This is a genomic window from Streptomyces spectabilis (genome assembly GCF_008704795.1).
Classification (GTDB): domain Bacteria; phylum Actinomycetota; class Actinomycetes; order Streptomycetales; family Streptomycetaceae; genus Streptomyces; species Streptomyces spectabilis.
The window spans coordinates 8,466,875-8,490,958 of the sequence record NZ_CP023690.1 but is presented as its reverse complement, the minus strand read 5'-3'; the positions used below and the strand labels follow the sequence as shown (position 1 = coordinate 8,490,958).

The window sequence follows — 24,084 nt, the reverse complement described above, 5'->3', positions numbered from 1 at the left end:
GGCGTGTGGACGCCGCGTACCGCTTGCAGTTGTCCGTCTCTCCGGTGGCCGGTGGCCGGTGGCCGCTCAGGCGCCTTCGGGCAGCAGGCCCGCGCGCAGCCGGCCGAGGATGCGGTTCAGCAGGCGGGACACCTGCATCTGGGACACCCCGATCCGCTCGCCGATCTCCGCCTGCGTCAGCTCCTCCACGAACCGCATGTGGACGATCTCCCGGTCCCGCTCGGACAGTTCGCCGATCAGCGGGGCCAGGCTGTTGAGGTCCTCCACCAGTTCGTACCCGGCGTCCTCCGCGCCGATGAAGTCGGCGAGGACGGCCTCGCTCTCGTCCCCCGCGGCGCCGGTGAGCAGCGTGGTGTCCAGGGACGAGGACGTATAGGCGTTGGCGGCCTTGCGGGCCTCGACGACCTCGTCCTCGGGCAGGGACATCAGCTCGGCCAGCTCGGCGGTGGTGGGGTCGCGGTCGAGGCGGCTGGACAGCTCCTCGGTCGCCTTCACCAGTTCGATACGGGCTTCCTGGAGGCGGCGCGGCACGTGCACGGCCCAGCTGGTGTCACGGAAGAAGCGCTTGATCTCGCCGACGATGTAGGGGACGGCGAACGTGGTGAACTCCACTTCGCGCGTGAGGTCGAAGCGGTCGATGGCCTTGATCAGGCCGATCGTGCCGACCTGCACGATGTCCTCCCGCTCGTCGCCGCGGTTGCGGTAGCGGGTGGCGGCGTAACGCACGAGGGAGAGGTTCAGCTCGATCAGCGTGTTGCGGACGTACTGGTGGTCGTGGGTGCCCTCCTCCAGCACGGCGAGGCGTGCGAAGAACTGCTTGGACAACACCCGGGCGTCGCGCGGCTCGACGGACAGCGGCGCTTCGATCAGTGGCAGTTCACCGTCCGTGCCGACGTGCGTTGCGGGCACCTGGACCTCGGACACTGCGCCTGTCGCGGCAGCCACACCTTCCACCCTTCTCTCGACGTCACTGGCTCTCCCCTCCCCCGAGGGGGATGTGTCGTGCGTCTGCCCGCCACCCGCGGTTCCATGCACGCGGATTCGCGCGACCGGACCGATGCCCCGTCAAGAGCCGTGCCGCCGTAGGCGCTGCTCCTCATGGATGGGTCCCGGCGACGAGTTCGACCTCGAAGCCGTCGGTGTTCTCCAGGTAGGCGGCGTAGGTCCGTTCGCCACCGGCGTGGGGGTGGCGGTCGGGGAACATCAGGCTCCAGCCGTGCCGCGGCGCCTCGGCGACCAGGGCCTCCACGGCGCGGTGGTCCTCGACGTGGAACGCCAGGTGGTTCAGGCCGGGCCGGCACCGGTCGTGCCGGTCCGCGGTACGGGCCGGGGACGCCTCGACGACCAGGTACGTCGCCCCGAGCCGCCAGCTGCGGCCCGTGGTCCAGCTCTGGAACCGTACGTGGCCGAGGGCTTCGAGGAGCCAGCCGAAGGAGGCGACGGCGCGGTCGAGGTCCGGCACCCAGACCTCGACGTGGTGGAGCGTCCCCGTGGCCGGTGCGGTCATCGGGACATCAGGGCGAGGAGCCCGAGCCCCGGCGCGAGGGCGCCGGGCTGCCCGAGGGCGCGGAAGTCGCCCTCGACCTCGGCCAGGTCGAGGACACCGGCGCGCACCGCGTGGTACCGGACGAGCGACCACAGGAAGACGTCGAGGCTGTCGTGCTGCGTGTCGGCCTCGACGGCCTCCTCCTCGTGGAACCACACCGCGACGCGGCCGTCGGTGAGGACGACGTAGTAGTTGCCTCCGCCGTCGGCGCCGATGGACCACACGTCGTCGTCGGACAGCTCCGTCTCGTGGTCGGAGCCGAGGATCCGGCAGTCGTTGGCCGCGAAGTCGAAGGCGTACGACCAGTCGGCTATGTCGAGCACGCCCGGCAGGGTTCCCGCGCGGACCCGGCGGTCGAAGGCGGCGAGGGCGGTCGCGGCGTCGTGCGGAAGCCTCGCGAGGAACGGTGCGACGGGGCGGGTCGACGCCGGGACCTCCACGCGCGGCCCGTCGGGAAACCAGCGCGCCAGGTCGGCGTCGAGGCCCCGCTCCACGTATCCGGTCAGCTGTTCCACGGTGAGAGACATGCGGGGAGGCTAACGGAGGGGTCCGACATCCGGTCACTTCCCGCTCTCGCCGCAGGAGCCGCGCGTGCAGGTAACAGGACTGTCTTGGGCGGAAGTTGAGCGGAACGGTTCACTGGGTGTGACCGGTCCTGGTGGTCAGCAACGCTCGCTCGTACCGAATCGCAACGACTCGTACCGAGCGGCCGACACCGCCACCGCCACCGCCACCGATCCCGAGGAAACAATGACGCGCGTTCACAAGCTCACCTTCGCCGCCCTGGCCGTAGCCGCCGGTCTCTCGCTCACGGCCTGCGACGGCGACGACGACTCGGGCCGGAGCGACTCGTCGTCGTCCTCGTCCCACGCGTCGTCGTCCACGGGAGGTTCCGGCTCGGGCGGCTCCGACGCGAACGCGAAGGTCGGCAAGTGCCGCACCGACGACCTCGACATCACCGCGTCGGACAGCACCATCGACGGCGACACCGAGGGCACCGTCGCGGTGACCTTCAAGAACGGCGGCGGCCGGGACTGCGCCCTGTCCGGATACGCGGGCGCTGATCTGAAGACCAGTGAGGGGGACCTGTCCGCCCAGCGCAGCGGTGAGCGGGCCACCCCGATGACCCTCAAGGACGGCGAGTCGGTGTCCTTCGGCATCACCTACCCGGTCAACGTCCGGCGTCCGGGTCACGGCTCTCGTGGTGCCCCCTCCCGGCGAGACCAAGCGGCGCGAACTGAGCGACGGGGCCGCGTCACGCCACGGCGGTTCCCTCCAGCTCGACCAGCTGGCCGGGGACCGCGAGGCGCGTCACCTCCAGCATCGTGGAGGCCGGCGCGACCCCGGCGGCACCCAACCGCGCCGCGAGCACGCCGTAGTGCGGCATGAGCCGATCGACGTCGGTCGTGTAGACGTTGAGCCGGACGAGGTGCGCGAGGGACATGCCGGCCTCGCCGAGCACGGCCTCCAGATTGTCGATGCTCAAGGCCAACTGCGCCGCGATGTCCCCGTCGTGCCGGGGTTCGCCGTCGGCGCTCGTCGCGGTCTGCCCCGATACGTACAGGGTCCGGGGGTGCCCGGAGACCAGCTCGCCCTGGTTGAATCCCAGCTCCTGCGACCACGTCACCGGGTTGACCGCCGTTCTTTCCACTGCCACATCAGCTCCAGTCCATGCGTCGGAACATCGGAGTCCGGCCCAGCGCGGTTCGGGTCGGCAGCCGCCTCCGACGTCGTGCCGACGAGCCTGCCAACCAATCACGACACCCTCAGTCATGTATTCGGTTAGCGTTCTCGCATGCGTGCCGATCGGCTGGTCTCCCTGGTCCTGCTGCTGCGCCGGCACGGCCGGATGACGGCGGACGCGCTCGCCCGCGAGCTGGAGGTGTCCACGCGTACCGTGCTGCGCGACATCGAGGCGCTGTCGGCGGCGGGTGTCCCGGTCTACGCCGAACGCGGCCGACACGGCGGTTTCGCGCTGCTGCCCGGTTTCCAGACCGAGCTCACCGGCCTCAACCACGACGAGGCCCTCGCCGTCCTGACCGCCGGATCGGCCCTCGGCGAGCAGGTGTTCGGCCTCGGCTCGGCGCTCGCCTCGGCCATGCGGAAGGTGGTCGACGCACTGCCCGAGGACCACCGGGCCACCGCGAGCGACGCGGCCCGGCGCTTCCTCGTCGACCCGGAGACCGACCTGCTCGCGCGCCGTCGGGTCGTCGACGACATACCCGGCGCCACCATGGTCGAGGTCAGGCGCGCGGTCCTCACCGGACACAAGCTGCGCATCCACTACGCGGCCTCGGACCAGGCCCCGCGGTGGCGCACGGTGGACCCCATCGGCCTGGTGACCGTGCGCGACCGGGGCTATCTGCTGGCCGCACGAGCGGGCGAGGACCGCACCTACCGGCTGTCCCGCGTCCTGGCCGCCGAGGCGCTCCCCGAAGCGGCGGAGCGCCCCCACCGGGTCGACCTGGACCGGATCTGGCGGGAGCGCTCCGCGCGGTTCCTCTCCGACGGCGACCACATGGCCGTGCGGGTACGGGTGGACCCGGCGCGCCGGGAGGAGCTCCTGGACACCGCCCTCGCCGTCCGCGCGGAAGAACCGGAAGCGGACGGCTGGCTGCGCCTCGAAGTGACCTTCCAGGACGCCCGGCACGCCGAATGGGCGCTGTGGCAGCTCGGCACGGAGGCAGAAGCCCTGGCCCCGCGGTCGCTGCGCGCCGCCCTGCACCGGCGCGCCACCACGGTCGCCGCCCGCTACGGAGCTCCGCCCTCGGCGTGACGGGCCCGGCTCGTCACGACCGTGTGGCCGTCCCGCACCCGACCCCGGCCGCCTCCCGCATCCGTTCGTCCATGGACGTGCTCCGGTCGTACGGGTCGACCTCGGGGCCGTCCCCGGAGCCGGTGCCGGCGCGCTGGGAGCCGAAGGTGGGGGTGAAGTAGCCGGTGTCGTTGTCGCAGCCCCCGTTGGTGAAGTCCGCCTTGTACGACACCAGGGAGAGCGTGCCGGGCCTGGTGATCACTCTCGCCGGATCGTCCCAGCTCATCACCACCTCCCGGCGCACGATGGTGCGAGCGACTTCGTCGCTGCCGCCCGCGGCGCGTACGACCGGATACACGTACGTGACGTCGCTGACGACCTCGACCGCGCCGCGCTTCCCCTCCCGGAACGTGATCCGCCCCCGCGTCTTGACCACGTCGCCGACAGGCCGCACCTCGTCCTTCGGGAAGCGGCTGAAGAGCAGCAGGGGGTCGTTCTTGCGGCTGGGAGTGCGGAACGCGGCGGCCAGATAGTCCTGCACGTCCTGCTGGCGCGGGTTGATCAGCGCGATCGCCTTGGTGGGCCGCTGCCCCCGCAGCACGTCCTCGTCCAGGCTGGACGCGGCGAGGAAGTCCCGGCTGCGCGTGAGCGCCCGGGCGACCTGGGACTTGCTCATCCACCCGGTCGCCCGCGCGGGCGGCAGGTGGATCCCCGCCGTCCCGTCGCCCCAGCGCGCCGCGGGTGAACCCCTGAACGGGTGCTCCACCGTGGGCAGTTGGGCCGCCTCCAGCCTCGGCGCCCCGGTCGGTCGTTCCGACTCCGCGGCGAGCGGGGGCTTTTCGCCGCCTCCGCTCCCGAACCACCCGGCCACCTGGTCGGAGGCCAGCGCCACCACCAGCAGGGCGGCCGCCGCCGCCATCCCGACCACGTACCAGGCCTTGACGCCCCGTCGTCGCGGGGGCGGCCGGTGCGTCCGCCACCCCTCCGGCCCGCCCGGCTCCTCCCGCAGGCGCCGCCCCACCATCCTGGCCCGCGCCGACGGCTCCTTGGGCGCGCCTTGCGTGTCGGCCCCCGCGTCCCGCAGGAAGCGCTCCCACTCCTGGTCCGATATTTCCTTGTCGCCACTCACGATGCGCTCTGCGCCCTCCCCGCCCTCTCGGCCCCCCGGGACCTCCGTTCCCTTACTCCATCACATGGCTTCACCGCGTCGCCACACACCGCGGGCGCCCGGGGAGCGAGCACGTTTCACACGCGCCCGGCCAGGTACCCCGACTGCGGCCACAGCGTGCGGAGCGGCACGGCGTGGCCGAGAATGGCGAGAATGGAGGGCGCTGTGACTGGATTCCCGGGCGTCCCGGCGCTGACGCGGCACCGGCCCGCTTCTTCCGGGGAGTCCGTGACCACTGCGTCGTCAGGCACCGGGGCGCTGTCCGCCGTGATCGTGATCGACATGATCAACATGTACGACCACGAGGACGCCGAGCGGCTGCTGCCCTCGGCGCGCAGGGTCGTGCCGGTGGTGGCCGACCTGCTCGCCGCGGCACGGGCCCAGGGCGCTCCGGTGGTGTACGCCAACGACAACTTCGGGCAGTGGCGCTCCCACCACGGCGAGATCGTCGACGCGGCCCTGGCCGGTCCGCACGCGGATCTCGTCGCACCGATCGTGCCGGACGACGAAGCGCTGTTCGTGGTGAAGGCGCGGCACTCGATCTTCTACGAGACGCCGCTGTCGTATCTGCTGTGGGAGCTGGGAGTGCGCCACGTGGTCCTGTGCGGCCAGGTGACCGAGCAGTGCGTGCTCTACTCGGCGCTCGACGCCCACATCCGGCACCTGGACGTGACGGTCGTCTCCGACGCCGTCGCGTCGATCCACCCCGAACTCGCCGACGCGGCACTGGAGATGATGCGCACGAACATGGGCGCACGCGTCGTCCGCGCTCAGGACGTCAGGTTCACAGGGCGGGAGTGAACAGCCGGATGAGGCAGTGCCGCACGTCAGGCGCGGCACAGGCAGAACGGGTGGCCCGCCGGGTCGGCGTAGACGCGGAAGCCGCGCCGACCGCCCTGGTCGTCCAGGTCCAACGGCATCGCGCCGAGCGAAAGGGCCTGGCTCTCGGCCGCGTCCATGTCCGTGACGTGGAAGTCGAGGTGCAGTTGCTGGGAGGCGTCCGCGCGGGGCCACTGCGGCGGCTGGTGCCCCTCGGCCCGCTGGAAGGCGATGCGATGGCCTCCCGGCACGTACAGGTCGTACCAGTCGTCGCTGTCCCGCTTGATGTCGCCGCCGAGGAGCGCGGCGTAGAACCCCGCCAGGGCAGCGGGATCAGGGCAGTCCACGGCGACGAGACAGTAGGTGGCTGGGGGCACGGTGTTCTCCTTGTCCTCGTCTGTGAGCCTCGTCTGTGACACGTTCTCTCGTCGGCTACGGGTGCCCTGGCGCACGGCTCGCACACCACGGCAGAGGTGACATCAGGGAGCACGCAGTGCGCTGCGGCCCTGCCGCCAGGCTTCCAGGAGGCCGGCGCCGAGGCGGTCTTCGAGGACGCCGGTGGCGCGGACACCGAAGGCGACCTGGGCGTCCAGGGCGGGTTCGGCGGCGAGGAGACCGCCGACGACGTCACGGCGTACGACCTGCTCGTGTACGGCGTCGGCCACCACGTGTTCGTCGTAGAACCGCTGGGCCGCGGGTCCCGCGCCGGTGCGGCGCAGGGCCGCGGCGAGGCGCCGCGAACCGGGCGGCGACGTCACTTCGACGGACGCGAAGTGCCCCACGAGCGCCCCGCGCAGGGCGCGGTGCAAGCCGAACAGGGACATGAGGTTCACGGGGGCGAGGGCCGCGGCGGGGGCTGCCGGGAGGTAGTGGCCGTAGGCCGTCTCCAGACCCAGGTCGGCCATGAGGTCGGCGAAGAGCCGCGCGTGGACGTCCTCGGCGCGCCCGGCCCCGAACTCGTCGAACTCGACGGCCACCATGGCCGCCTTGGCCCGGCCGTGCAGCCGTGGGATGACCCAGGCGTGCGGATCGGCTTCCTTCAGGTGGTACAGCGAGCGCAGCGCCACGTACTCCCTGAGCTGCCACGGCTCTCCGTCACGCTGGAGGTGGTGGCTCACGCTCGCCGCGTCGTGCCCGGCGGGCTCCACCAGGAGCGCGGCCAGCGCTTCCTCGGCGCCTTCGCGCGGGGGCGCGTCGGCCCGCAGGGCTTTCAGGAATCGCTGCTCCAGGGCGGCCCGCAGGGCCAGCAGGGCGGGGTCCCATTCCCGCTCGTCGGCCACTGCCGCGAACCCTTGGTAGTGGAGTTCGTAGAGAACGTACAGGGCGAGCTGGAGGTCGTCTCCGTACGCGTCCGCGTCCCGTGCCTCCCGAGGCGAGGGCACCGCGTCACCGGCCCGCAGGGCGGCGATGACTCCACCGGACAGATCGCCGCGGGCGTCCGGGAGTTCGGGGCTGCGGTGACGCGGCTCCGTGAAGACGGTCATGACACGGCCCCGCGCTCCTCGCCGCCGGTCAGGGACGGCGGCCGCCCTCGGCGACTCTCCCGTGGACGGTGGCTCGTGTCGCACCACGGGTACGTACGGCTGCGGCGGCAGGTGCAGACCGCGACGGTGAAGCGCCGCGAGACGTGGACGGTGCCGTCGTCGGCGACGACCTCCACCGGGCCCTCGACGAGGAGGGGCCCGTCGGGGCCGATCGTGACGCGGCGAGGGCGCTCAGCGGCGTTCGGCACGGATGACCACCAGTTCCTCGCAGGTCTCGTCCTCGCCGAGGAGGTCGCGGTGGCGCAGCCACGCCCGGCGGGAGCGCAGTACGGGTCCGAAGGGGACGATTTCCCGGCCGGTGACCTGGGCGTCCATGCCGAGGTCCGTCAGCCGGGCCAGCGTGGCGGCCACGCCGCACAGCGCGGAGTGCACGATCAGCAGGGCGCCACCGGCACGCAGGGTGCGGGCGCTCACGTCGCAGACGCGGTTCACGAAGGCCCTGCCGTCGGGGCCGCCCTCCCAGGCCCGTGCGGCGCCGCGCCGGGGCGGCAGCGCAGAGAAGGACGGCACGTACGGCGGGTTGCTGACCACGAGGTCGTAGGGCCCCGGGGGGACCCGGGCGGTCATGTCCCGGCGGCGCACCGTGACCGGCTGCCCTGCGCGGAAGGCGTTGATCCGGGCGGTCAGGACCGCCCTCCAGGAGATGTCGAGGGCCGTCACCTCGGCTCCGAGCCGGGCCGCGGCCAGGGCGAGGGCCCCGGAGCCGGTTCCCAGGTCGAGGACGGGAGCGGCGGTGCGGATGTCCTCGCGGTACAGGGCGCGGAGCAGGAGTTCGGTGTCGCACTGCGGCGCGTACACGCCCGGCGGGGTGAGCAGGCGGACCGGCCGGGCGCGCGGGGACGTCCGCGGCCACCCCTGCGTCGCTGTCCGCACGCGCGTGGTCATCTGGTGCCTTCCGTCCGTCGGGACTCCACGGCAGGGCGTCTTCTTCTCCACCCTCCGTCTGTTCGCGGCCGGTCGCCGCTTCTGCCATGACAGATGGCGACGCGATGCGGACAGCGTGGAGTTTGCACAGCTTCCGTTCGCCCCTGGGTGCCCGGCCGACCGCTCTCCACACCCCGAAGCGCCGTGAATTCATGCGGAGCCATTAGGGCTTGAATGTGGGGTATACGTGTCTTCATGTTCTCTGACGTGGAGTGGACGACGTTCTTCCCCGCGGCCCTGCTCGTGGCGGCGACGCCCGGCGCGAATCAGCTGCTGAGCCTGCGCAATGGCTTGCGTCATGGGCTCACCCCCGCGATGAGCGCGTCATTGGGCCGCTTCACGGCCTTCGCCCTCATGGTGGTGGCCGTGGCCGCGGGACTGGGCGCGGTGCTCGCCGCTTCGGAGGTCGCCTTCAACGTCATCAAGTGGTGCGGTGTGGCCTACTTGGTGTGGCTGGGCGGAAAGACACTGGCCACGGCCCTGCGTGGCCGTTCGGGCGACGAGCGGGAGACGGGCGGGGACCGGCCCGCGCCGCGGGACGGCGACCGCCGGGAGGCCGGCCGCCCGGACACGGTGCGGTCCTGGCGGCTGGCCCGGCAGGAATTCATCGTCGCCGCGTCGAATCCCAAAGCCTTGATTCTCTTTACCGTGTTCCTTCCGCAGTTCCTCGTCCACGACGCCAAGGATGTGGCCGTACCGTTGTTGCTGCTCGGCGCCGCGTATATCGCCGTCGAATTCCTCTGTGCGTGCGGCTATGCGGCCTTGGGAAGCCGTCTGCGGAGCATGGGGATCTCCCGGCGTGCTCGGCGCGTACTGGATGGTTTCACGGGTGTGGCGATGCTGGGGCTCGCCGGATGGCTCTCGACGGAACAGCATTGAACGCTGACCGCACGCATTGCTCAGTCAGGGTTCATTCAGACCGGCCGGCCGAGGGAATGACGGGAATTCCCTCTCGGCGGCAGTAGGTGGCGGGGCGGCGGACGGCGCGGCGCAGCCTGCGCCAGTTGCCGAGGGTGCGCAGCAGCCCGTCGTCGGGAGCGCTGTGCCAGAAGCGGTTCTCGTCCTGGGTGCCGAGCAGGGGGCAGAACAGGGACACGGCCAGGGTGATGCGGTCGCCTCGGGAGACAGGGGTGACGGCGTGGTACACCCTGCTTCCCCGGGTGAACATGGTGTCGCCGACGTGCTGGAAGGGAGCGGCGTGCACCTCGGGGTGCGATGCCCCCATGGCGGTGATCTTCTCCCGGTTGATGTCGAAGTCGCGGGGGTGCCCGCGGTAGTAGACGTAGTCCCCGCCGGTGTGTTCGGCGTGATCGGAGAGCGTCATGGTGAAGACGTAGTTCATGCCGTCGAGGTGCCACTTGGCGACCGCGGGGGCGGCGCCGTCCGCGGGCGGGGCGTAGTAGTTGATCTGGACTCCGGCGTTGCGCAGCGGATGCGGTATCAGCGGGACGCCCACCAGTCGGGAGGCGTTGCGGAGGAACGCCGGGTCACGGACCATCGCGCGGACGAACGGCGAGACGGCCTCGACGTTGCGCAGCCGGTGGGAGACGACGTAGTCGTTGTGGACCGCCCACGGCTTGAGGTCGCGGCAGATGGTCCGCAGCGCCTGGGCTCCCCGGGCCGTGAGCAGTTCGACCGGGCCCGCCATCGCGAGGTCGTCGGTGAGCCCGGCCCTGCCGTGGAGTTCCGCGGAGGTGTAGTCGAACTCGGCCATCCGTAAGGAGCCGACGCCCGCTCGCGGGAGGTCGGCGACGAAGCCGGGCTCCCAGGGCGGCTCGTCGAGGTGGCGGGGGACGCCGTCCTCGGCGGTGTGCAGGGAGCGCCGCAGCCGGTCGAGACCGGTGGTGATGGCGGCGACCCTGGTGGTGTCGGGGGTCGTGGTGATCATGGGTGTGCTCCTAGGTGTCGTCGCTTGCGGCTGTGGCCCGGTACAGGCCCGCCTGATACTGCTGGTCCTGGATCCACTCGTCGCGTACGGAGTCGAGCGGGTCGTCGAGCAGGAGACGTGCGAGGCTGTTGCCGTCCTTCCAGGGCTCCTTGGTGGAGCGCATGACCAGGACGAGGGTGACGCGTTCGCCGTCCTCCAGGGGTTCGGCGGTGTGCAGCAGGCGTCGCCCCTGCATCAGGACGGCGTGTCCGGTGCGCTGGGGCACGCGGGCGTGTTCGTGCGGAGGAAGGGCACCGCGGTGCCGCAGCTCCCATCGGCCGTCCTCCGGGGAGCCCGGGTAGATCAGGGTGGCGCCGCCTTCCGCGGGCCCGCTGGTGTACAGGGGGATGAGCTCGACCATGGCGGCGCCGTCCGTGTGGTGCTCGATGGGGATCTCACCGGGCCGGTAGAAGTTGATGTGGGAGGCGGCCCGCGTGATCGGGTACGGCTCCAGTTCGGTGCCCGCGAGCTGGCCGAGGCGTTCCAGACGGCTCCTGTCACGCATGAGCTTCTCGACGCCCGGGACGGCCTCGTGGGCCGCCCGGAGGTGACGCAGCTTCAGGTAGCGGTCGGCGCTGCGGGCCTCCCCCTCGTGCCGGACGCACGCGCGCGCGGCGGCGAGGATGTCGTCCAGCAGCGGCTGCGGATAGTCGTGGACGTAGCGGGCGTAGCCCAGGGACGAGACGGCCTGCACGTCGTGGGCCTGGCCGGTGACATCGGTGAGGCTGCGGTGTTCCAGAAGGGTCCACATGGTCAGGCCCGTTCGTCGAGGGTGACGACGGCGCTGAGCGAGTGCCCCACCCCCAGCCCCGAGGAGAGCCGGTGCTCCACGGCCCGCAGGCCGCGGGCCACCATGGGGCCGCCGACGGCGGCGGGGAGGCTGCGCGCGCGGGTGCTCGCCCCCGCGGCGTCCAGCACGTCGTTCCACTGGGTGAAGAGCTGGCTGAAGAAGGCTCGTTGCACGGGCGGCGCCTGCTCGGGCACGGCGGGGGCCCGCAGGTCCTCGAGGGGGACGGCGTCGCCGTCCTCCAGCAGGTTGATCAGCGTGCGGTAGGGCGGCAGCTGGGGGTTGAACTGCCCGGTGGCGGTGTGGCGGCCCACCATGATGGAGCGGTCGAAGAGCTGCTGTCGCTCCATGTGCGCCCCGGCGTTCCTGGCGGCCTGTCCGATGCAGTCGCGCAGCCCGCCCGCGTCCCAGAAGGTCATGGGCACGTCCTGGGCCTCCTGGTCGCTCTGGAAGAAGCTCATGCGGTACGGCCACCGCGCGCGGCCCCAGTTCGGCACCCACTCCAGGGAGTAGCGGCCCAGGACGTCCACGACGACGACAGAGCGGGTCCGGTTGCGGCGGACCGCGGTGAACACCCGCGTCAGCGCCGCCAGCAACTCGTCGGCGGTCAGGTGCGAGTAGGGCACACCACAGGACAGATACAGATCGAAGGGGTCCTCGGGGAGGTCCTCACGGATGTCACCGTGCCAGAACTCCGCGTCGTCCTCCTCGTGGTGCGTGCGCGCCGCGAGGCGCAGGAGGCCCTCGTCCAGGTCGAGTCCGCGGTAGGTGATGCGGGGCAGGTCGGCGAGGGCGCGCGTGGCGTGCAGGGCCCGTAACAGATGCAGGCCTTCACCGGCGCCGCAGCCGATGTCCATCACGCTCAGGCTCCGTGACGTCGGCACCTGCGCGAGCGCCGCTCGCAGGATCGAGAAGGTGACCGGCTCCTCCCAGAGCCTCTTCACGGCGTCCCGGCGATGGCGCGAGGCGTAGTGATCGAGACCCGGCGCGTAGGCGTCCGTCGAAGCAGAGCTGCTGGGCGTGGCCATGACGTTCTGCATGGTGCTCCTGGGGCAGTCGGGCGATGGGTCGAGCCCCTACGTCCCACGCCTGACCCACCCTAGTCATCCCATGAGCCCGAACCAGCCACCCTCAGCGCGCGAGCCACGTCCGGCACCCGCAGATCAAAGCCCCGGGCAGCGGGCCGCCCCGCTCTCCTTGCCTGGTGGACGGACGCGTGCAGGAGCCACTGGTTGAAGGCCAAACATGGCCGATACGGCACTGCCTCGGGCGCTCCCTCGGCCCCCGCCCCGGGTCACGGACCGGACCGGGGCGGCCGGGACACCACGTCGGCCGGGAAGGGCACGGCGGCGTCCTCGCGGATGCCCGGTGGCCGCGAAGGCCGTGCGGCGGGAGAGTCACCGCACCCGTCGTACGCGTACGCCGTGATCCAGGTGATCTCGAGCTGTGCCGACGACCCCGGGGCCGCGTAGGGGCCGTACAGGGCGCTCTCGTTCTGCAGGATCCAGCTCAACGGCCGGGACGGCACGCCTCGCGTGTCCTCGCCGACGCGCTCGCCGTCCAGGAAGAAGCGCACGCGGCCCGGCGTCCACTCGGTGCTCACCGTGTGCCAGTCCGTCCAGCGCGCGCCGGTCGGGAAGGAGCCCTGGGGCCTGCCGTCGCAAGGGTGGTGAAAGGCGGTGATGGTGTCCGTCCAGTTCTGCTCCGGGTAGTCGATCTCGCAGCCGCCGCCGTAGTGCAGCCACGCCGACTTGTAGCCGGCGGCGAGCCTGGTCACCTTGATGCGGGCGCTGAACTTCCCGTACGCCTGCTCCATGACCCTCTTCGGCACGAGCGCGGCGGAGTGGACGTCACCGCCGCCGGAGGGGCGCCACATGCGGATCCGCATCCGCCCGTCGCCGTCGTCGGCCGGACCCACGCTCACCGTGTCCTCGGGGTGGTAGACCCCTCCGACCGCGCGGCCGGTGTTGCCGTCCGCCCCGCTCTTCGCGGTGTCCTGCCATCCGGTGGGGTACGCCCACCAGTTGGCGCGGTACTCCCCCGTGAGCCCGCCGCAGTAGGCCGTGCGCCGGTCCGGGGTGTGGTCGCAGTCGGTGAACGAGCCGAGCGGTACCGAGTCGCCCTCGAAGTCCTCGGCGAAGACCTGCCGGAAGGGGCCGCAGTCGCCGCGCGGCATGACGATCGTGGTCGTACGGCAGGCGTCTTCGGACGGCGCCGACGCGCCGGACGCCTCAGCGGGGGCAGAGAGAAGGGCCACCACAAGGGCGGCCCCGAAGGTCACGGCGATCAGGGGTGTGCGTCCGCGTCGTCGCTCGCGCTGGGGCATGGTCGGCTCCCTACGGTCGGTCACCGGTTCTGATCGGCCGCTGCCCCGAAAGCTGGAGCCCGCCGATCCCCGCTCCCGGCCGGAACGGCTCCGCCCGATGCCAAGGAACTGCGGATCAGCGCTGGTCAGACGGAGATGACGCGGTCCCAACCGCACCCGTTCGGCCGTCGCCTCCTCGGCCCAGCGCCTCCCGGCGCGGAGCTTGCCGACGCCGGTCCGCCGGACCCCTGACGCCTCCAGGAACGCACCGTCACACCGATGTTGACCGCTTGTTGATCGGTGGTCGGTCTACTGCGTGCGTTGATCCCCATCAGACCTTGGAGGTTTTCGTGATCAAGCGTGTGGCAGTGGGTGTGGCGGCAGCCGCCCTGTGCGCGTTCGGCGGCGGCGTGGCGGTTGCCGATGCGGGCGGCAACGGCGCCCACGCGACGGGGGCGGCGGCCGCGCACGGCCCCGCGGCCGGTTCCGACGTCGCTCCGGGGGCGTGGGAGCTCCGCCCGGCCAAGCACAGCGTGGTGGCCGCCGGCTGGCTCGACAAGCCCCGTCCGGGCGAGCTGTAGTCCGGCTCTGGTCCAGCGAGAGCGCCCCGTCGGCAGTGTGTTGCCGACGGGGCGTGTGCGTTGAGCGGAGGGCGTGCCTCACAGCTCCCCGAGGTGCCGCGCGATGTCGTCCGCGTCGGGCAGGCCGAGCTCGTGGAAGACGCTCCGCGCACGGCGGTACTGCTCCAGGGCCCGGTCGGTGTCGCCCTGCGCGCGGTGGGCGTGGCCGAGCTGGGCGAGGGCGCGGGCGAGGATGCCCGCGTCGCCGCGCGCCTCGGCGATGTCCCGGGCCCGCGCGGCGTGTTCGGCGGCCTCCTCGGGACGTCCCGAGAGGTTGTGGGCCTGGGCGATCGCGCCGAGCAGCAGGCCCTCGCGGAAGCGGGAGCCCGTCTGCCGCCACAGGCGCAGGCTCTCGTGCAGGCAGTCGAAGGCCTCGGACGTCCGCCCGGTGCGCAGACAGACCTGGCCGAGGTTGTGCAGCGCGTTGGCCTGACCCGCGACGTCCCCGGTCGCCCGGGTGACGGCGACGGCCTCGCGGCAGTGCGCGAGCCCCTCGTCGGCCCGCCCTGTGGCCAGCAGGGCCAGGCCGAGGAAGCCGAGCGCGTACGCCTCGATGCCGCGGCTCGCCAGGGCCCGGCAGTGGGTCAGGGCCTCGCTCAACAGGGCGTGCGCGGCGGTGAAGTCGCGCAGGGCCAGGGCTCCTCCGCCCCGTGTGATCAGTACGTGGGCGAGCAGCCTCCGGTCCCCGGTCTCGCGGCACAGCTCGACGGCCCGGTCGAGGGCGGGGGCGCCGAGCCGCATGGCGAAGCGGTGCTGCACGGAGCTGCCCAGCATGTACAGGGCGCGCGCTTCGGCGGTGCGGTGACCGGCGGCGCGCGCGGCCCCGGCCAGGGTCCGGGCGGCGCGTTCGATGCCGTAGGGCTGGGCGCCGAGGCGGCCGAGCGGGTCCGCCGCGAGGAGCAGGTCCGCGCAGACGGTCAGCGACAGGGAGGCGTCGCCCGCGGCCTGCTCGATGAGCCCGAGGAGCGACGTCTGCTCGTCGAGCAGCCAGACGGTGGCCTGCTGCGGCCCCGCGAAGTCCAGGCCCTCGTGGCGCAGCGCGGCCACGTGCCCGGGGAACACGTCGTCGGGCAGCGATGCCCGGTGGGCGCCGAGGGCGGCGGCCAGGCAGAACTCGAGGAGACGGGTGAGCGCGGCCGTCCGCTCGTGGTCCGGCACTTCGGCGCGCGCGGTCTCACGGGCGAAGAGCCGGAGCAGGTCGTGGTAGCGGTAGCGGCCGGGAGCGACCGACTCGAGCAGGCTCAGGTCGACGAGCGACTCGCACAGCTCCTCCGCCTCCCGCTCCGGCCGGGCGAGCAGCGCCGCGGCGACGGGCACGCCCAGTTCGGGCATCTCGGGCAGGGCGAGGAGCCGGAAGGCGCGGACCTGCTCGGCGTCGAGGAGTTCCATGCCGAGCCGGAAGGTCGTCTCCACGGCGGTGTCCTCCGCCCGCAGCGCGCCGAGGCGGCGCCGCTCGTCCGCGAGGAGCGCGGCGGTCTCCGCGAGCGTGTGGTCAGGGCGGGCGACGAGCCGGGAGGCCACGATGCGGATGGCGAGCGGCAGATGGCCGCAGGCGTCGAGCACCTCGGCGGCGGCCTCCGGCTCGGCGGACACGCTCGGTTCGCCGACGATCCGGGTCAGCAGCTCCAGGGCCTCCGCCCGCGCCATGGGCCGCAGGTCCACCAGGGTGGCCCCGGTCAGGCCGACGAGGCGGGAGCGACTGGTGACGACCACCGCGCTGCCGGGCGCGCCGGGCAGCAGGTCGCGCACCTGGGCCGGGTCGCGGGCGTTGTCGAGGACGACGAACACCTGCCGGGTGGCGAGCAGTGAGCGGTAGAGCGCCGCCCGCTCCCCGGGCAGCCTCGGGAGGTGACCGGCGCGGACGCCGAGGACGCCCAGGAAGCGGCCGAGGACCTCCATGGGCTCGGCGGGCCGGGGGTCGGTGCCCCGCAGGTCCGCGTAGAGCTGCCCGTCCGGGAAGCGGTGGCGCATCCGCCGGGCCACGTGGACGGCCAGGGCCGTCTTGCCGATGCCGCCCATCCCGCTGATGGAGCTGAGGGCGACGATCCCGCCCTTCTCCAGCGCGGCGCACAGCCGGTCGGCCTCGTCGCCGCGGCCCGTGAAGTCGGCGACGTCCTGCGGGAGTTGAGCCGGTCCGTGGGAGCGGCCCGGAGCCGGGGGCCCGGCCGCGTCACCCGTCCGTCCCCCGGGCCCCTCGGTGAGGATCTTCTGCTGGAGCCGGTCGAGGCCGGGGCCCGGCCGGATGCCCAGCTCCTCGGCGAGCGCGCGGCGGACGTGCGCGTGGACGTCGAGTGCGTCCGCCTGCCGTCCGGCCTGGTGCAGCGCTGTCATCAGCAGCTCGTGGACCCGCTCGCGCCACGGGTGTTCGGCGGCGAGCGCGCGCAGCGGACCGATCGCGCCGTCGCTCCCGCCCGAGGCGATCTCGGCCTCCCAGCGGGCCTCGACCGCCGACAGGCGCAGCTCCTCCAGACGGGTGCGCTGGGCCTCGGCGTACGGGCCGGGCACACCGGCGAGCGGCGTGCCGCGCCACAGGTCGAGGGCGGAGACGAACAGTGACCGCGCCCGTTCGAGCTGACCTGCGGCCCGGGCCCGCCGTGCCTCGGCAGTACGGAGTTCGAAGACCGTCAGGTCGACGTCCTCGGGGTCGACGTTCAAGCTGTAGCCGTCGCCCGTCGTCAGCAGCGTGCGCGCGGCGGCGCGGGGTGCCCGGCCGGGTTCGAGGAGGCGGCGCAGGGTGAAGGCGTGGGTGCGCAACGACCCCAGCGCGCCGGGCGGGGCCTCGTCGCCCCAGACCGCGGCGATCAGTTCCCAGGCGGACACGGGGGTACGCGCCCGCAGCAGCAGAACCGCGAGCACCGCCCGCAGCTGGGGCGCGCCGACGGGCACCTCGGCCGGACCGTCGTACAGACGAAGCGGGCCGAGAACGGTGAAGCGGTGGGCGGAGGTTCGCCCGGACTCGTCGCCGGAGGAGCGGGCGGGCGAGGCGGTGGGGGGCATGGGATGTCTCCAAATGACGTGAGGACCATTTGGCGGGCGGGCCTTGCGACGCGCGGTCACGGAAGGGACGAGAGGTCACGGGAAAGGAGGGAGGTCACGGGAAGGAAGGGAGGTCACGGGAGAAGGTCACGGGAGGGGGGATCGCCCGTGCCGCCGGTTACGCCGTGCCGCGTTCGGCACGCGAGGGGAGCGGGCCGCTCGCGCCGGAGGTACCGGTGCTGGTTCCGCCGCAGGAACCGATGCTGGTTCCGCCGCGGGAACCGGTGCCGGTTCGCCCCCGTCCCGGCGCCCGGGCCCGTCGCCGAGCAGGGCGAGGAGGTCGTCGGCCTCCGGCATGCCCAGGCGGGTGCAGATCTCGTGCGCGGCGCGCCGGTGCGCCCGGGCGCCGTCGTGGTCCCCGAGCCGGTCGAGGGCGGAGCCGAGCACGGACAGGGCGTGTGCGCGGCCGTGGTCGTTCCTGGCCTCCTCCAGCATCGCGGCAGCGGTCCGGGCAAGGCCCGCGGCCTGCTCGGCGAGACCGGTGGCGAGCCGGTTCTCCGCGAGCCGGAACAGGGTGAGCCCTTCCCACAGTCGGCTGCCGCGGTCACGGAAGAGGGCGAGCGCCTCGGTGAGGCGCGCGGCGGACTCGGCGGTCCGCCCGGCGCCGTCGAGGACGACGCCCAGGTCGTACAGGGCGAACCCCACCCGGCGCCCGTCACTCAGGCCCTGATGGACCGCCAGGGCCTCCTCGGCGTCCGCGACCGCCAGGTCCGTCTCGCCCGTCGCCTGGCGCACCCGGCAGCGCGCGCCGAGGAGGTTCGCCTCGCCGAACCGGTCGGCGTGGGCCTCGAAGACCGCCGACGCCTCGGCGAGGAGGGCACGGGCCTCGTCGTGGCCGCGCAGGTGGTACGAGCAGCGCGCGAGCAGCACCAGCGCGTCGGCCATGACGAGCGCGTCGCCTGCCGCACGGCTCGCCGCCACCGCCTCGCGGCAGGCCACGACCAGTTCACGCAGGCGGGCGGCGTGGTAGTAGCCGTGGCCCAGGGCCAGGTAGGCGCGGCCCGCGCTGCGCCGGTCGTCCAGGCGGAGCGCCGCGGAGACCACGGCGTGGGCCGCCCGCTCGAACTCCGGTCCGGGGCCGCCGCGTTCGAGGAGTTCCTCCATCATGAGCAGCAGGTCGGCCGCCGGGGCGACGGCGCGCGCCGCGGCTGCCTGGCGCACGGCTGCGAACAGGCACGGCGCCTCCGCGGCCAGCCAGGCACCGGCGTCGTCGGCCGTGGCGAACGAAAGGCCGGTGACGGTCGCGGTCACCCCCAGGCGCTCGGCCCTGCCGAGGGTGCCAGGGTGCGCGGCCCGCACCGTGGACACCAGGAAGTCGAGGAGGCGGCGCAGGGCGGCGGCCCGTCCCTCCACGGACTCCTCCGCGCTCGCGCGTCCACGCGCGTAGAGGCGCAGCAGGTCGTGGTAGCGGTAGCGGCCGGGAGCCGGGGATTCGAGGAGGCTGACGTCGACCAGGGACTCGCACAGCGCCTCGGCCTCCGGCTCCGGCAGACCGAGGACGGCGGCCGCGGCGGCGGACGAGACGTGCGGGCCGTCGGGCAGGGCGAGCAGCCGGAAGGCGCGCCGCTGGTCCGGCCGGAGCTGGGCGTGGCCGAGTGCGAAGGCGGCCTCGACGGTCAGATCGGCGACGCGCAGTTCCGCGAGGCGGTGCCGCTCGTCGGCGAGCCGGTCGTGCAGCGCGCGCAGCGGCCACGCGGGGCGCGTGGCGAGGCGGGCCGCCACGATCCGTACGGCAAGCGGCAGATGGCCGCAGGCCGACACCAGCCGGGCGGCGTCGTCCGCCTCTGCGGCGACGCGGTCCCGGCCCAGGACCCGGCCCAGGAGTTCGAGTGCCTCGCTTGCGGTCATGACGTCGAGGTCGACCAGGCGCGCCGACGTCGGCCCCGCGAGCTTGGCGCGGCTGGTGACCAGGACGGCACAGGAGGGCAGCACGGGCAGGAAGGGCCGCACCTGCTCGGGGCCGTGGGCGTTGTCGAGCAGGATGAGCACGCGGCGCCCGTCGAGGCGGGCGCGCAGGAGCGCCGAGCGTTCCGCCAGGCCCTCCGGTATCACGGCGTCGTCCACGCCCAGCGCGCGCAGGAACGAGCGCAGCACGGTGGCGGGGTCGGCCGGGTGGCCGCCGACGCCCTGGAGGTCCACGTACAGCTGTCCGTGCGGAAAGGACTGCCGTACGAGGTGCGCGACGTGCACGGCGAGGGCGCTCTTGCCCACCCCACCGGCCCCGGAGACCGCCACCAGGGCGGCGGCACCGGGGCGGTCGGACGTCAGCAACGCGCACAGGTCCGCCACGAGCGCGGCGCGGCCGGTGAAGTCGGCGAGGTCGCCCGGGAGCTGGGCGGGCAGCGGTGGCGTGGCCGGGTCCGGGAGCCCGGTCCTTCCGGTGGTGTCCGGCGGCGCGAGCAGATCGCGTGCCTCGGCGAGGTCGCGGCCGGGTTCGAGGCCGAGTTCCTCGTCCAGCAGCAGACGGGTCTCGTCGTAGACAGCGAGCGCTTCGGCGGACCGGCCGTGCCGGTGCAGCGCCCGCATCTGGAGGGCGCGCAGCCGTTCGCGCAGCGGATGGCGTACGGCCAGGTCGGCGAGGACCGCGAGGACCGCCCGTGGACCGTCCAGTTCCAGGTCGAGCTCCAGCCGGGCTTCGAGGGCCGTCAGGCGCTGGTCGGCGAGCCGGGCGCGGTGCGCGTCCATGGCCGCGCCGGGGACGCCCGGCAGGGGGTCGTCCCGCCAGGGTTCGAGCGCGAGGCACAGCCGGGCGCGCGCCTCCGCGAGCTGCCCGGCGGCCCGGGCCCGGCCCGCCGCGGCGACGTGGTCCTCGAACCGGGTGAGGTCCACTGACTCGCGCGGCAGCTGCAGCGCGTAGCCGTCGGCGACGGACACCAGGACCCGGGGTGACTCGCCCGCGGCCCGCTCCGGTTCAAGGACCTTGCGCAGCCGCGACGCGTACGTCCGTACGGCGCCCACGGCGCGTGGTGGTGGGTTCCCGCCCCACAGGGCCTCCACGACGTCGCCCACCGACGCGGCCCGCTCCTGACGCAACAGGAGCACCGCGAGGAACGCCTGCTGCTGCGGCGAGCCGAGCTCCAGCTCCCTGTCGCCGCGCCACGCGCGCAACCGGCCGAGCAGCGCGAACCGCAGCCCGGTGTCCCCGGTGTTCCCGGTGACCATCTTCCGCCCCACCCCATTGCCGCCTTCGGGCGCGTCGCCCGTGCGGCCGGCCCCGTCTTCCCCCGCCGGGCGCTCGGCGCGTCGTCCCCACGGCGTGCGCTGGCCTGAATCCTACCCGGGCAGCACCTTCCAGAGCGTCGCCGGGCCGCCATCGGGGCGGGCCCCCGCGCAGGTGAACACCACGCCGCCGCACCCGACACGGCGAGGCGACCGGACACCGTCCCTGCGCGTTTCGGCCAGGCCGCGGACACCAGGAGTACCGACAGGCGAAGTCCAGGGAACCGGAACCCCGAGGACCGCCACGTGAGGGGCGACGCCCCGCAACCACCGCCGCCCACCCGTCAAAGGGACCGGAACCATGGGCAGTTCACCCCGCGGTCGCACCCCCACAGGCTCCCCCGGTCTCCACCGTGAGGCCGGTACGCCTGTGACAGAACGAAGACTTCACGGAGGACCGCCCGTGACTCGGTGCGAGTTACAAATACTTCCGACCGCATGACATGCACCGCGCCACTTCTGGGGGAACCCGTGAAGCACACCCGAGTCACCGCTCTCGCCGCCGTCAGCCTCGCCGCCACCCTCTCGCTCACCGCCTGTGGCGGCGACGACGCGAAGAAGGACTCTTCCTCCAAGGGCTCCTCGTCCTCGTCGTCTTCCTCTTCCTCTTCCTCATCTGCGTCCTCGGGCGGCGGCTCGAAGTCGGAGAGCGGCTCGGAGGCAGGCGACGCGAAGACGGGTTCCGGTGGGGACACCGGGGCCGGGACGGCCGCGAAGGGCGCGACGAAGACCGGCGGCAAGGTCACCTTCTGCAGGACGGCGGACCTGGCTGTCGACGCCGCGGACGCCGCACCCGACGCGCAGTCCGGCAGGATCGACATCACCATGGTCAACCGGGGTTCGACCACCTGCTCGGCGACGGGCTTCGCGGGCGTCGACATCAAGGACGCCGACAACACCTCCAGCCCCATCGAGCGCGGCCCGGCCCAGCCGCGCGTCACCACCCTGAAGCCCGGCGACGCCGCCGTCTTCAACCTCGCCTACGACATCGACACCACCGGCGACAGCCTCGCGTCCCCGACCGACATCCTGGTGACGCCCCCGAACGAGACCCACAGCGTGAACCTGAAGTGGCCCGCGGGCGCCGGAGACATCAAGGGCGCCTACACCGACGTTCAGGTCTACCCCACCCACACGACCGACTAGCGGCTGGACCCACCGTGGCCGCGGACGGACCTGAGGTGACCGGCGAGCTAAGGCACCCCCGTACGCCTAAGGCCCCCCGCCCCCGGAAGATGCGGAACCTTCCCGATGTGCCCGACCCCCCTGGGAAACGAAAGTGGAGTCATCGCACAGAGCGAGACACCACCACCCAGGGGGACACGAGAATGTTCGACTACGAACTCCACCAGTTCCGCACCGCCGAGCTCGCCGCCCAGGCCGCCCACCACGGCCTCGTACGCGAAGCCCGCAAGGCCGCGAAGACGCGCAGGACGCTGCTCGGCCGGGAAGCGGCCGAGGCCCGCCCGACCGCCGAGCGCACCCGGCCCACCACCCACCGCCCGGACCGCTACAGCCGCGCGGCCTGACCCGGGCCGCATCCGCGCCTCCGACATCGTTGTCGAAGGCGCGGCCTGCGTGGCCGTGACCTACGGGACGCGGCGCGCCCCGAGGGAGCGGCGCGCTTCGAGGCGCTCGGTCGCCTTACGGCGTGTAGACGGCGTCACTGCCGTACAGCTCCCTGGTGAACGCGGAGACTTCGGCGCTGCGGTCGGCGCCGTTGAGGTTGTACGTCAGATAGACGCCGTACCCCTCACTGACGGTGCGGCGGGCGAGGGCGGCGGACGTGCTCTGCGAGGTCCGGCCGATCTCGACGGCCGCGGGCGAGAGCTTCGACTTGGGCAGGGCGATGCCGGGGACCTGCCAGGTGCCGTAGTACGGGTTCCAGGCGTAGTCGAACTTGGACGAGATGTTGACGCCGCCGTAGGAGAGGCGCGAGGCGGCCGGGCCGATGTTGTAGAGGCTGATGATCTTGTTCGGCATGTTCGCGCGCAGCGCCGTCACCAGGTGCACGAACGAACTGGCGTTGGGCTGGCCGGTGCCGTTGTTGCCGTACTCGGCGTACTCGTCGTCGAAGTCGATGCCGTCGAGGCCGTACTTGGCGACGGTGTCCGACAGTTGCTTCGCGAACGCCGAAGCCGCCTGCTTGGTCGGGAAGTTGGCGAAGCCCGCGCCCTGATGGTTGCCGAGCACCGAGAGGACGACCTTGATGCCCTTCTGCTGCAACGGCCGTATCTGTGTGGCGGCGTTGTCGAGGACGCGCTGCACGTTCTCGTTGAAGTGCAGATACGCCGCCTTCTTGGTCGTGTCGTAGTTGATGTTCGCCGCGAAGATCACGGCGACGTCGAAGACGTTGCCACCGCCCTTGGCGAGGGTGTACTTGCCGACGTTCAGCATGCTGTTGTCATTCACCTCGACGTACGCCACCGAGGTCGGCCCCTGTTTCGCGGGAGCCGGAGCGGGGGCCGCCACCGCGCCGGTCGAGGTGGTCGCGCCGAAGGCGAGGGCCGCGACTGCCGAGAGCGCGAGCGCGGCCGTCCGCACTCTGCTCCGTACCAGAGTGAACATCGTTGATCGGTCTCCCATCGCATGGGTCGGCGCCCGACCTGTTCGAAAGCGCCGAGTGAGCCCTCTGAGCTTTCCGCTCTTGTGACCGAATCCCAAGAATCACTCGCAATATCTTCACGACTCCCACGCACGTCGCGCCACGGTCCAGCACGCGCGGCCAACGGAGCCCCGGGCGACGCTCTGCCCACTCCAAGGGCTTCGCTTGGGGCGCGCGACAGCCACGCGCTCGCACGGGAACCCTGGACCGATCCGTGACGGTGATGGGCCGTGCGAGTGGTCGAGCGGGGCGAAGGTGAGGCCGCCGGGCGGGCCTGGCAATGGATCGGCATGAGCATCCGCTCGTTTCATCCACGTCATCCATGTCGTCCACGTCGCCTACGTCATCCATGTCGTCCATGTCGGGAGTGCTCATGCCGCGCCGCGTTCTTCTCACCCTGGCCCTGGCCGCAGGGCTCACCTCCGTCGGCCCCACCGCCCAGGCCGAGGCACCTCAGTACCGGCTCACCGTGACCGCCGGCGATTCCGGCGGCCCCGACGCCGATGGCACCTTCGAGCTGCGCTGTCACCTCGCCGGTGGCACCCACCGCGATCCCAGCGGGGCCTGCGCCAGGCTGGACGAGCTGACCACCCCGGGCTCCGATCCCTTCGCGCCGGTACCGCAAGACGCGCAGTGCACCATGCAGTACAGCGGTCCGGCCACCGCCCACATCACGGGAACCTGGGCCGGCCGCCCCGTGGACGCCGCCTTCGACCGGTCCAACGGATGTGAGATCGCACGCTGGAACGGTCTGGTGCCGGTACTCCCGGCCACGAGCACCCCCTAGCGGGGGTCACGACGCGGTGCACCAGGTCCCGCCCATGGCGGC

At 72.8% G+C, this 24,084-nt stretch carries 23 protein-coding genes and 1 pseudogene; 8 read left to right on the top strand and 16 right to left on the bottom strand.

From position 1 onward, the window contains the following. Positions 1 to 66: 66 nt before the first annotated feature. The 3 genes from CP982_RS36150 to CP982_RS36140 all read right to left on the bottom strand — a co-directional run bounded on the left by CP982_RS36150 (position 67) and on the right by CP982_RS36140 (position 2,073). On the bottom strand, positions 67 to 909 hold the full coding sequence (locus tag CP982_RS36150; RefSeq protein WP_372503537.1) for an RNA polymerase sigma factor SigF: 843 nt from the start codon (positions 907 to 909) through the stop codon (positions 67 to 69). Positions 910 to 1,096: 187 nt separating this feature from the next. After that, a complete protein-coding gene (locus tag CP982_RS36145; RefSeq protein ID WP_150514321.1) occupies positions 1,097 to 1,507 on the bottom strand; it encodes a VOC family protein in 411 nt (136 codons plus the stop codon). Continuing rightward, on the bottom strand, positions 1,504 to 2,073 hold the full coding sequence (locus CP982_RS36140; protein WP_150514320.1) for a hypothetical protein: 570 nt from the start codon (positions 2,071 to 2,073) through the stop codon (positions 1,504 to 1,506). The genes CP982_RS36145 and CP982_RS36140 overlap by 4 nt, the downstream gene beginning before the upstream one ends. 223 nt (positions 2,074 to 2,296) lie before the next feature. Here CP982_RS36140 and CP982_RS36135 point away from each other — a divergent pair. Further along, positions 2,297 to 2,674 (top strand): annotated as a pseudogene (locus tag CP982_RS36135) (DUF4232 domain-containing protein); the annotation flags it as partial. Between the two features lie 127 nt (positions 2,675 to 2,801). Here CP982_RS36135 and CP982_RS36130 read toward each other — a convergent pair. Then, complete coding sequence (locus CP982_RS36130) at positions 2,802 to 3,197, bottom strand: RidA family protein (RefSeq protein WP_150515903.1); 396 nt, start codon at positions 3,195 to 3,197, stop codon at positions 2,802 to 2,804. 144 nt (positions 3,198 to 3,341) lie between these two features. Between CP982_RS36130 and CP982_RS36125 the strand changes: the two genes are divergently transcribed. Beyond that, a complete protein-coding gene (locus CP982_RS36125) occupies positions 3,342 to 4,322 on the top strand; it encodes a helix-turn-helix transcriptional regulator (protein ID WP_150514319.1) in 981 nt (326 codons plus the stop codon). 13 nt (positions 4,323 to 4,335) lie between these two features. Here the strand turns inward: CP982_RS36125 and CP982_RS36120 are convergent, their stop codons facing one another. After that, positions 4,336 to 5,433: a hypothetical protein gene (locus tag CP982_RS36120; protein WP_150514318.1), complete on the bottom strand. Its 1,098-nt coding sequence runs from the start codon at positions 5,431 to 5,433 to the stop codon at positions 4,336 to 4,338. Between the two features lie 294 nt (positions 5,434 to 5,727). Between CP982_RS36120 and CP982_RS36115 the strand changes: the two genes are divergently transcribed. Then, positions 5,728 to 6,270 (top strand): cysteine hydrolase family protein, encoded by a 543-nt coding sequence (locus CP982_RS36115; RefSeq protein ID WP_268255488.1) that lies wholly within the window; start codon positions 5,728 to 5,730, stop codon positions 6,268 to 6,270. 26 nt (positions 6,271 to 6,296) lie between these two features. Here CP982_RS36115 and CP982_RS36110 read toward each other — a convergent pair whose 3' ends face one another. From CP982_RS36110 to CP982_RS36095, 4 genes are all read right to left on the bottom strand, one after another. Beyond that, the gene (locus tag CP982_RS36110) at positions 6,297 to 6,665 is read right to left on the bottom strand and encodes a VOC family protein (RefSeq protein WP_150514316.1); all 369 of its coding nucleotides are present in this window, start codon (positions 6,663 to 6,665) and stop codon (positions 6,297 to 6,299) included. Positions 6,666 to 6,767: 102 nt separating this feature from the next. Continuing rightward, a complete protein-coding gene (locus CP982_RS36105; protein WP_150514315.1) occupies positions 6,768 to 7,772 on the bottom strand; it encodes an iron-containing redox enzyme family protein in 1,005 nt (334 codons plus the stop codon). Next, positions 7,769 to 8,020, bottom strand: coding sequence for a CDGSH iron-sulfur domain-containing protein (locus CP982_RS36100; protein ID WP_150514314.1), 252 nt, complete (start codon positions 8,018 to 8,020; stop codon positions 7,769 to 7,771). The genes CP982_RS36105 and CP982_RS36100 overlap by 4 nt, the downstream gene beginning before the upstream one ends. Then, on the bottom strand, positions 8,004 to 8,717 hold the full coding sequence (locus CP982_RS36095; RefSeq protein ID WP_150514313.1) for a HemK2/MTQ2 family protein methyltransferase: 714 nt from the start codon (positions 8,715 to 8,717) through the stop codon (positions 8,004 to 8,006). Before CP982_RS36095 ends, CP982_RS36100 begins: the two co-directional genes overlap by 17 nt. A gap of 234 nt (positions 8,718 to 8,951) precedes the next feature. Here CP982_RS36095 and CP982_RS36090 point away from each other — a divergent pair, with 234 nt between their 5' ends. Beyond that, positions 8,952 to 9,635 carry a LysE family translocator gene (locus CP982_RS36090; RefSeq protein WP_150514312.1) on the top strand — a complete coding sequence of 228 codons (684 nt, stop codon included), beginning with the start codon at positions 8,952 to 8,954 and terminating at the stop codon, positions 9,633 to 9,635. 31 nt (positions 9,636 to 9,666) lie between these two features. On the opposite strand, the gene CP982_RS36085 is transcribed toward CP982_RS36090, so the two are convergent. The 4 genes from CP982_RS36085 to CP982_RS36070 all read right to left on the bottom strand — a co-directional run bounded on the left by CP982_RS36085 (position 9,667) and on the right by CP982_RS36070 (position 13,796). Continuing rightward, positions 9,667 to 10,644, bottom strand: a complete 978-nt coding sequence (locus CP982_RS36085) for a hypothetical protein (RefSeq protein WP_150514311.1) — start codon at positions 10,642 to 10,644, stop codon at positions 9,667 to 9,669. Positions 10,645 to 10,654: 10 nt separating this feature from the next. Beyond that, the gene (locus CP982_RS36080; RefSeq protein WP_150514310.1) at positions 10,655 to 11,434 is read right to left on the bottom strand and encodes a phytanoyl-CoA dioxygenase family protein; all 780 of its coding nucleotides are present in this window, start codon (positions 11,432 to 11,434) and stop codon (positions 10,655 to 10,657) included. A 2-nt stretch (positions 11,435 to 11,436) separates the two neighbouring features. Beyond that, complete coding sequence (locus CP982_RS36075) at positions 11,437 to 12,510, bottom strand: class I SAM-dependent methyltransferase (protein ID WP_150514309.1); 1,074 nt, start codon at positions 12,508 to 12,510, stop codon at positions 11,437 to 11,439. Positions 12,511 to 12,764: 254 nt separating this feature from the next. Further along, on the bottom strand, positions 12,765 to 13,796 hold the full coding sequence (locus tag CP982_RS36070; protein WP_150514308.1) for a glycoside hydrolase family 16 protein: 1,032 nt from the start codon (positions 13,794 to 13,796) through the stop codon (positions 12,765 to 12,767). Positions 13,797 to 14,125: 329 nt separating this feature from the next. Here CP982_RS36070 and CP982_RS36065 point away from each other — a divergent pair, with 329 nt between their 5' ends. Continuing rightward, on the top strand, positions 14,126 to 14,356 hold the full coding sequence (locus CP982_RS36065; RefSeq protein WP_150514307.1) for a hypothetical protein: 231 nt from the start codon (positions 14,126 to 14,128) through the stop codon (positions 14,354 to 14,356). Between the two features lie 78 nt (positions 14,357 to 14,434). Here the strand turns inward: CP982_RS36065 and CP982_RS36060 are convergent, their stop codons facing one another. Continuing rightward, on the bottom strand, positions 14,435 to 17,392 hold the full coding sequence (locus tag CP982_RS36060) for an AfsR/SARP family transcriptional regulator (protein ID WP_150514306.1): 2,958 nt from the start codon (positions 17,390 to 17,392) through the stop codon (positions 14,435 to 14,437). 126 nt (positions 17,393 to 17,518) lie between these two features. Further along, a complete protein-coding gene (locus CP982_RS36055; protein ID WP_150514305.1) occupies positions 17,519 to 20,593 on the bottom strand; it encodes an AfsR/SARP family transcriptional regulator in 3,075 nt (1,024 codons plus the stop codon). A 528-nt stretch (positions 20,594 to 21,121) separates the two neighbouring features. Here CP982_RS36055 and CP982_RS36050 point away from each other — a divergent pair. Then, complete coding sequence (locus tag CP982_RS36050) at positions 21,122 to 21,796, top strand: DUF4232 domain-containing protein (protein WP_150514304.1); 675 nt, start codon at positions 21,122 to 21,124, stop codon at positions 21,794 to 21,796. Between the two features lie 182 nt (positions 21,797 to 21,978). After that, on the top strand, positions 21,979 to 22,179 hold the full coding sequence (locus CP982_RS36045; RefSeq protein ID WP_150514303.1) for a hypothetical protein: 201 nt from the start codon (positions 21,979 to 21,981) through the stop codon (positions 22,177 to 22,179). Between the two features lie 115 nt (positions 22,180 to 22,294). Here CP982_RS36045 and CP982_RS36040 read toward each other — a convergent pair whose 3' ends face one another. Next, positions 22,295 to 23,218 (bottom strand): endo-beta-N-acetylglucosaminidase H, encoded by a 924-nt coding sequence (locus CP982_RS36040; RefSeq protein ID WP_150514302.1) that lies wholly within the window; start codon positions 23,216 to 23,218, stop codon positions 22,295 to 22,297. A gap of 359 nt (positions 23,219 to 23,577) precedes the next feature. Here CP982_RS36040 and CP982_RS36035 point away from each other — a divergent pair, with 359 nt between their 5' ends. After that, complete coding sequence (locus tag CP982_RS36035) at positions 23,578 to 24,042, top strand: SSI family serine proteinase inhibitor (RefSeq protein ID WP_229878996.1); 465 nt, start codon at positions 23,578 to 23,580, stop codon at positions 24,040 to 24,042. Positions 24,043 to 24,084: the final 42 nt, after the last annotated feature.

Bases quoted from the DNA above. Each gene is read 5' to 3' on its own strand.
- CP982_RS36145 (WP_150514321.1), bottom strand. From the start codon at position 1,507: ATGACCGCACCGGCCACGGGGACGCTCCACCACGTCGAGGTCTGGGTG.
- CP982_RS36140 (WP_150514320.1), bottom strand. From the start codon at position 2,073: ATGTCTCTCACCGTGGAACAGCTGACCGGATACGTGGAGCGGGGCCTC.
- CP982_RS36125 (WP_150514319.1), top strand. From the start codon at position 3,342: ATGCGTGCCGATCGGCTGGTCTCCCTGGTCCTGCTGCTGCGCCGGCAC.
- CP982_RS36105 (WP_150514315.1), bottom strand. From the start codon at position 7,772: ATGACCGTCTTCACGGAGCCGCGTCACCGCAGCCCCGAACTCCCGGAC.
- CP982_RS36095 (WP_150514313.1), bottom strand. From the start codon at position 8,717: ATGACCACGCGCGTGCGGACAGCGACGCAGGGGTGGCCGCGGACGTCC.
- CP982_RS36090 (WP_150514312.1), top strand. From the start codon at position 8,952: ATGTTCTCTGACGTGGAGTGGACGACGTTCTTCCCCGCGGCCCTGCTC.
- CP982_RS36085 (WP_150514311.1), bottom strand. From the start codon at position 10,644: ATGATCACCACGACCCCCGACACCACCAGGGTCGCCGCCATCACCACC.
- CP982_RS36080 (WP_150514310.1), bottom strand. From the start codon at position 11,434: ATGTGGACCCTTCTGGAACACCGCAGCCTCACCGATGTCACCGGCCAG.
- CP982_RS36075 (WP_150514309.1), bottom strand. From the start codon at position 12,510: ATGCAGAACGTCATGGCCACGCCCAGCAGCTCTGCTTCGACGGACGCC.
- CP982_RS36070 (WP_150514308.1), bottom strand. From the start codon at position 13,796: ATGCCCCAGCGCGAGCGACGACGCGGACGCACACCCCTGATCGCCGTG.
- CP982_RS36060 (WP_150514306.1), bottom strand. From the start codon at position 17,392: ATGCCCCCCACCGCCTCGCCCGCCCGCTCCTCCGGCGACGAGTCCGGG.
- CP982_RS36055 (WP_150514305.1), bottom strand. From the start codon at position 20,593: ATGGTCACCGGGAACACCGGGGACACCGGGCTGCGGTTCGCGCTGCTC.
- CP982_RS36045 (WP_150514303.1), top strand. From the start codon at position 21,979: ATGTTCGACTACGAACTCCACCAGTTCCGCACCGCCGAGCTCGCCGCC.
- CP982_RS36040 (WP_150514302.1), bottom strand. From the start codon at position 23,218: ATGTTCACTCTGGTACGGAGCAGAGTGCGGACGGCCGCGCTCGCGCTC.
- CP982_RS36035 (WP_229878996.1), top strand. From the start codon at position 23,578: ATGTCGTCCACGTCGCCTACGTCATCCATGTCGTCCATGTCGGGAGTG.